The sequence below is a fragment of the Methylocystis suflitae genome, from assembly GCF_024448135.1.
GTDB classification, from domain to species: domain Bacteria; phylum Pseudomonadota; class Alphaproteobacteria; order Rhizobiales; family Beijerinckiaceae; genus Methylocystis; species Methylocystis suflitae.
The window spans coordinates 1-508 of sequence record NZ_JAMRYX010000189.1 but is presented as its reverse complement, the minus strand read 5'-3'; the positions used below and the strand labels follow the sequence as shown (position 1 = coordinate 508).

The 508-nt window shown below is 49.6% G+C and carries 1 protein-coding gene; it reads right to left on the bottom strand.

Annotated elements, in window-relative coordinates; translation table 11 throughout:
* A partial coding sequence (locus tag NEI07_RS14435) for an SGNH hydrolase domain-containing protein (RefSeq protein ID WP_256035470.1) occupies positions 1 to 393 on the bottom strand: 393 nt, incomplete at its 3' end.
* Positions 394 to 508: the final 115 nt, after the last annotated feature.

The following is a 508-nucleotide window of genomic DNA, read 5'->3' as shown; positions in this document are numbered from 1 at the left end:
ACCAATACCAAAGAGGCGCTGCCCGATGAATACAACATCACTAGCACGCACCTTCTGCAATAGATATAAAGTAGTTTCTGTAACATACTCGACGCACCGCACGTTGGCATGTTGAGCTGCCATCACAGGAGGCACAAATGCACATCCATACCCCATGGTGATGTAGGCGGACGAGTGCTCTCCAAACTCTTCTCTTAATGCCGGCAGGTAGTTCCTCGCATGACTATCGCCAATCAAGTAAATTGTCCCCTTTCGGCCAGGAGGAACATCCAGGCATTCTTTGAGAACGGCAGAAGAAAACTCTCCTACAACGTGGCATCTTTCAAGGGATTTACCTGTTTTCCTGTCGGACCACCATGTCAGCTGAAGGTTGGGAGGAACGGGAATGTTCAAAAGGTTGCCCAAATATAGGCGACCATCGAGAGGGTTTGATAGAACAAACAAAAGTCCAAAGGCGGCCGCTGACGCAGATAGGCCGTATCCAATTGACAAGAAGCGCATCGCGGAC